This window comes from Pseudocitrobacter vendiensis (assembly GCF_943590815.1).
In the GTDB taxonomy this organism is placed as follows: domain Bacteria; phylum Pseudomonadota; class Gammaproteobacteria; order Enterobacterales; family Enterobacteriaceae; genus Pseudocitrobacter; species Pseudocitrobacter vendiensis.
In genome coordinates this window covers 1-4980 of the sequence record NZ_CALSBS010000066.1, presented here as the reverse complement: position 1 = coordinate 4980, position 4980 = coordinate 1, and the positions used below count along the sequence as shown (strand labels likewise).

At 40.6% G+C, this 4980-nt stretch carries 8 protein-coding genes; 1 reads left to right on the top strand and 7 read right to left on the bottom strand.

Annotated features, from left to right (window positions below):
• Positions 1-414: hypothetical protein (locus NMC31_RS25805; RefSeq protein ID WP_253899388.1), on the top strand; the 414-nt coding region annotated here is incomplete at its 5' end.
• 145 nt (positions 415-559) lie between these two features.
• On the opposite strand, the gene NMC31_RS25800 is transcribed toward NMC31_RS25805, so the two are convergent.
• The 7 genes from NMC31_RS25800 to NMC31_RS26230 all read right to left on the bottom strand — a co-directional run.
• Positions 560-880, bottom strand: coding sequence for a hypothetical protein (locus tag NMC31_RS25800; RefSeq protein ID WP_000860569.1), 321 nt, complete (start codon positions 878-880; stop codon positions 560-562).
• Positions 881-906: 26 nt separating this feature from the next.
• The gene (locus tag NMC31_RS25795; protein ID WP_000713577.1) at positions 907-1293 is read right to left on the bottom strand and encodes a hypothetical protein; all 387 of its coding nucleotides are present in this window, start codon (positions 1291-1293) and stop codon (positions 907-909) included.
• A gap of 48 nt (positions 1294-1341) precedes the next feature.
• The gene (locus tag NMC31_RS25790; protein ID WP_004114852.1) at positions 1342-1614 is read right to left on the bottom strand and encodes a hypothetical protein; all 273 of its coding nucleotides are present in this window, start codon (positions 1612-1614) and stop codon (positions 1342-1344) included.
• A 189-nt stretch (positions 1615-1803) separates the two neighbouring features.
• The gene (locus NMC31_RS25785) at positions 1804-3021 is read right to left on the bottom strand and encodes a relaxase/mobilization nuclease domain-containing protein (RefSeq protein ID WP_147690689.1); all 1218 of its coding nucleotides are present in this window, start codon (positions 3019-3021) and stop codon (positions 1804-1806) included.
• Entirely contained in the window at positions 3018-3422 is a 405-nt protein-coding gene (locus tag NMC31_RS25780; protein ID WP_012139001.1) for a hypothetical protein, read from the bottom strand. The genes NMC31_RS25785 and NMC31_RS25780 overlap by 4 nt, the downstream gene beginning before the upstream one ends.
• 177 nt (positions 3423-3599) lie before the next feature.
• Positions 3600-4544, bottom strand: coding sequence for an ankyrin repeat domain-containing protein (locus NMC31_RS25775; protein ID WP_001062023.1), 945 nt, complete (start codon positions 4542-4544; stop codon positions 3600-3602).
• Positions 4545-4559: 15 nt separating this feature from the next.
• A partial coding sequence (locus tag NMC31_RS26230; RefSeq protein ID WP_306673307.1) for a hypothetical protein occupies positions 4560-4980 on the bottom strand: 421 nt, incomplete at its 5' end.

Sequence of the window (4980 nt, the reverse complement as noted above, 5' to 3'; positions counted from 1 at the left end):
GATGTTTTATCTCAGGAGGAAAAGTTTATACATGTTGTTGATAAATTTATAACCCATCATCACAACAGCGTTAATAACAATGTCTTTTACAAAAAACTTTATGTTCTCTTCGCCGGGTATCATCTGAAGTATTTTTATTCACGGGCGCAGTATCGCAATTCATGTTATCACGTTGATAATATTATGCAGATGTTTACAGGAGTCGTTTCAACCCTGAACACAACTCTGCTCAGGAAGCTTGCAAACAGCAATACATTGCTGCATTGCCTGAATTCACTTGTGAATTATATTTCAGGCAATCTGGACGAAGCAGAGCATATTTATGCTGATTTGCTGGCTCAGTATGAAAAGAAACGCATTGCAGGCTCTCTGGCTTATACTCCGCCAGGCTCAGTGATCAGGAAAAGACTTTGATAGCGGCAGCAGCGTGTACAAGGAATGGGATGCTGAATGGTGGAGAGAAATGGAGCTGGCGTTTCCGGCAGGTCATAATCGAGTATTAAAAAGGCAGGAGCCACCCAGTTGGCGTCCCGCCTGTCGTGATGGCTTTAAGGTGGGTTTACTTATCAACGACCTGCCAGCCATCATCCGTTTTGACAAGGGTTACAGCAGCAGTACGCTTTTCGTTATCTACAATAGCCGTCACATTGCATTTATAACTTTTATCAGAGACTTCTACGCAGTCATGCTTTTTGACTGATTTTAATTCGCGCAGTGCGTCTTTTGGGACATCCTTGCCTGCTATAGATTTCACGAAAGCATTCGCCTGCGCAACGACCTTATTCATGGCAGTGTAAATATCCTGTTCGGAAGGTTCGCTGTTACAGCCACTCAGCAACGATGCAGCGGTAACGAGTGTGATAACGGCATAAGTTTTCATAAATAATTCCCTGGCTGTAACGTGAGTTATTGAATCAGACCTGTATTCATTCTGCTTGTATTTTCAGAGAACGACCATTTGCTGACCGTTTCTCCTTTAAATTCGATTTCCAGCGTTTTGGCCTGCGTCTGTGAGCCCCCCGTCAGCAGCCCAACAACGGGAATAAATGTGGTGGCATCAAACTGATTGTTATCCATCGAATAAGTCCATTCTTCATTTCCACTATCAAGTGTAGTCTTGGTTTCGGGCTCGCCTAATGCGGTAATTATTTCTGATTTCGTTGTTTTATTTTTGATGATTTTTGACTGCAGACTTTGTGATGTTTCGTTTTTGAGATGCTGATTGCCTGATGTCGAACAGCCAGAAATAAGTAAAGCGGAAATAAAAAACGCAGAAGTAATGAATTTTTTCATAGGTCCCTCATGTTAATTTTTTATGTTTGCTGTGGTGTGAAATTAATATCACCGTATAAAGATAACTCTGTCTGCATAGGTCTTTTTAATTATGCAGATAAGAATAATAACGCTGGCAAAAAACGTAATGACTGAGACAGGAGTACTGCCGGTCAATGAAAATACTAACCAGGCGAGAGCTAATGCCACGAATTGAAAAAGGAATGCCACACTGAGCGGACTTTCACCATAGGCCACTTTTGCATGGCAGCCTTTGCAAATCCGCACGCCGTGCGGGCTTTGTGTAAAGCAGAAGGGGCAGCTAATCGTTTTATTATCCATCATGACTCCATGGCCTGATTTAAGGTGATGTATTTTTGAACATTTTCGATGAATGACCCGCTTTAGTAAAATTGCTTGTACCGATCGATGATTGCCTTGTGATAGATTTTAGCTATCGTAATAAAGTTATCGATCTATATAAACGATCAATAATTTATTGACTATCATTGCATTATAAACTAAGGATTCTTATGGTGTGAGGTGCTGGTTATTACTAACTGATTGTTCCTGAAGGGAATGACCGGCTGTGAAAGGAATGGGTTCTAATAGGTGCAGATGAAGAATCTTGCGGAAATGATGTATTGTGGCATGCAGCAGTGACAGCCCCTTGCGCCTTAGAAGTACAACAATTTGGCTGAGTAGTAAAAGCCACGCCTTCAGGCGACGCTGGCGGGGTATCTGACGGGTTGTATTGTGCAGCTTGCTCCTGAGCTGAATGATACCCACTGTCTCCTGTTGTCTTTCCAGACGAATTTTTTCTTCAAGCTGATGGATTTTCTCCAGAATCGTTTCCCGGTTTGCAGCCTGTTCTTCAGACTCGCATGATGGCACTGGCATTGGCACTGTTAATGGCACAGGTGCAGGTACTGTTGGCTTTTGTGCTTGTTTCAGTAAAGTCAGATGTTCCGGTACGAAATCAATCAATGTTTGCAGGGAAGACCAGCCATATTTTTTACCCAATTGAGAGGCTTTAAAGCCAATACCTTGGTACTGAAATGAAAAGCCGTTCATTTTTCCCGTTGAGGCGATATTGGGTTTGCAGCTGACGTCTACCTTTTCCAGCATAGCGATAAAAGTCAGCAAATCAGGGCGGCCGGTTAACGCATTATCAATCAGGCTCTGCAGAGTGGACCTGGGGCAGGGAGTTGTCGTTCTTTCAGCCATCATCAGCTCGTTGCGGGAAGGCTTTCTTTTCTCCTGACTATGACTACTGATTGCAGATGTGGTTTGAGTGAGTTTGTGGACTTTCTCCAGCTCGCTGATAATCCGGGTACTGATAAGATTTTCATTTTTCCCAAGGTACAGCTTCCCACCGACCATGTTAATTCTGTTAGCTATTATATGGATATGCTGCCCGTCCGAATCATCGTGCATGATATAGCAGCGAAGATGGGTTTCAGTGAATCCCATCCGGGTCATATAATCGTCAGCGAATGCCGCCCATTGTCTGACTGACAGTGTTTCTCCCTTTGGCAGGCGAAGCGAATTATGCCAGACAGGTTTGGCGACACCGGGGCGCAGTAGTCTTGTGCCTTCAAATTCACTGATAAGTTCAGCAGCAGTGCTTCCCGTCATGTTGCCACCGATAATATAAGGCGTGATTTTGTGGTGAGATCCTGACTTAAGGCTATAGAGAACCACACCTGCAAACTGTTTACCCCGCTTTATTTTCTGCATGCCTTTCACTGGTCTTGCTCCAGAAAGGTTGATGGAATAAGGTGATCCCTGAGAGTTTTGATTTGTCTGCGCAGGGCGAAGAGTTCTGTACGGGTCAGTTCGCTGTCAGGGCTTTTGCTGTCGAGATGATTCAGCAGGCGGTTTAAATCCTGTGAAAGGTTGCCGAGTTTAACCCATGCTTCACGATTGATTTCAGGTAATACCGGTGGGAGTTTGTTGAGGGATGCCATTCTTAGCCATTCCCCTTTTTTATAAGGGCCTCTTTTACTATCGAGAATAGATAATTCTTCTTCGTTTAACCGAACGCTGACGCAGTGAGTTCGAACTTCATTAGGTGAATATTTTGCTGTATGGAATTTACCTCTTCTTGAGCTTCTTGATAGATCTTCTTTACTTTCATTTTTATGCATATCTAACCTTTTTTAAAATGTGTTCATGATCTACAGTTAGCGCATTGGTAAAATAAGTCAAGGCAGTGTCGAAATTTATAAATAAGAGAGGTGGAGCAGATTGCTAATTAGGTAATCTGCTCTGGGTAAAAATAGGGTTCATATTAAATTCATTATGACAGTGAGGAGGGGCGGAGGTTACAATCTACGTTTTACTGGCATTAAAGAGATTGTTTGTTTCATAATTTCGCTAAGTTTCTTTCTCTCATGTTCTGCTATATATTTACAAATCTCATCATGTCGAATATGCTGTTCCAGTTGTTTTTTATCTATTTTGATGTCATTGCGGATAAACCATTTAATGGTTTCAATGTCCCCGCGTAAATCATAACCTCGCAGTACAATATGGCGAAAATGTGTGTTGCTGATATCTGTCTTCTTCTTTAGTTCACTGAAGAAAGAGCTCATTTCATTTTCATTGGCACTTAGATAAACCTGGCAGTTATCAGAGATAGTAAAGTTAAGGTTTTTCTTCTGAAGCAAATCCATTATCTGCAGACTTTCGCTGTTGAGGTAGTTGAAAATTACTGGACTGCTATCCTTCATACTAATATGACGAATGAGCATTTTGGCTTTGAAATCGCCTAATGAATAGCAAATTTCAAAAATACCGTGACCCTGGTTATCTCTGTGGTTTATATCGCAACCGGCCTGTACCATCAAATCAAAGATAGAGTGATTTTTTACGTAAAAAAGTATTGTTCTTCCGCATTTATCCACATTGTTGACATTAATTCCAGCATTGATCAGGGTTTTGCAACAGGATATATTATCAGCTAACGAGCATAAACAGGTTTGGCCGAGACCATTTTTGTGGTGTATATCTACGCCGGAATCAATCAATTTTTTCAGTATGTGAGGATTTCGCTGGTTAAACAAAACATTGTGACCATAGTTGTCAGCATGGTTAAAATCTATTCCTGCTTTAACCAGAGTGTCAATCATTCTTGGGTTTTTACAGTAAAACAGTATATTTCTTCCAAACGAATCCAGTGTATTAATATCGGAGCCTGCATTAATGCAAGCCTGAATGTCTTTTGGAGTTTTACAAGAGAGTAATGCATTTATTGCGTTGTTATTCATAATTTTTCTCCTCTGTTAAGCGACTAATCTGATATAGTTGTCATGGTTGGTTTTATATTCCTTTATTTTTTTAATGTCTTCGTAAATTCGAGCGAGTGAAAACCATGAGATCTCTTTCAACATGTTTTTGTTGCTTACATACAAAATGTTACCACCGCGAAATGAAAAAGCATTATGGAATGTACTTTCATTCGTCGTTTTGAGAAATCGAATGAAATTTTTTATTGTCTCTTTTTTGTTCATGTTATAAGAGGTGAATGTATAGATAGAGAATACGGTTAAAATATTTCTCTTCGAGACCATATGTCTTGAGAAATAATCGAAATAAAATCTTTGCTCCTGAGTGTCACTTTTGCAGAAAAAAGAAAATTGTGGATTATATAATCTATAAAGATCTGCGTTCTTTTTTGTTTTGGCGAGATAGTTAGTCAGGCTT

Coding starts and splice junctions, on each gene's coding strand:
- NMC31_RS25800 (WP_000860569.1), bottom strand. CDS start 880: ATGAAAACTTATGCCGTTATCACACTCGTTACCGCTGCATCGTTGCTG.
- NMC31_RS25795 (WP_000713577.1), bottom strand. CDS start 1,293: ATGAAAAAATTCATTACTTCTGCGTTTTTTATTTCCGCTTTACTTATT.
- NMC31_RS25790 (WP_004114852.1), bottom strand. CDS start 1,614: ATGGATAATAAAACGATTAGCTGCCCCTTCTGCTTTACACAAAGCCCG.
- NMC31_RS25780 (WP_012139001.1), bottom strand. CDS start 3,422: ATGCATAAAAATGAAAGTAAAGAAGATCTATCAAGAAGCTCAAGAAGA.
- NMC31_RS25775 (WP_001062023.1), bottom strand. CDS start 4,544: ATGAATAACAACGCAATAAATGCATTACTCTCTTGTAAAACTCCAAAA.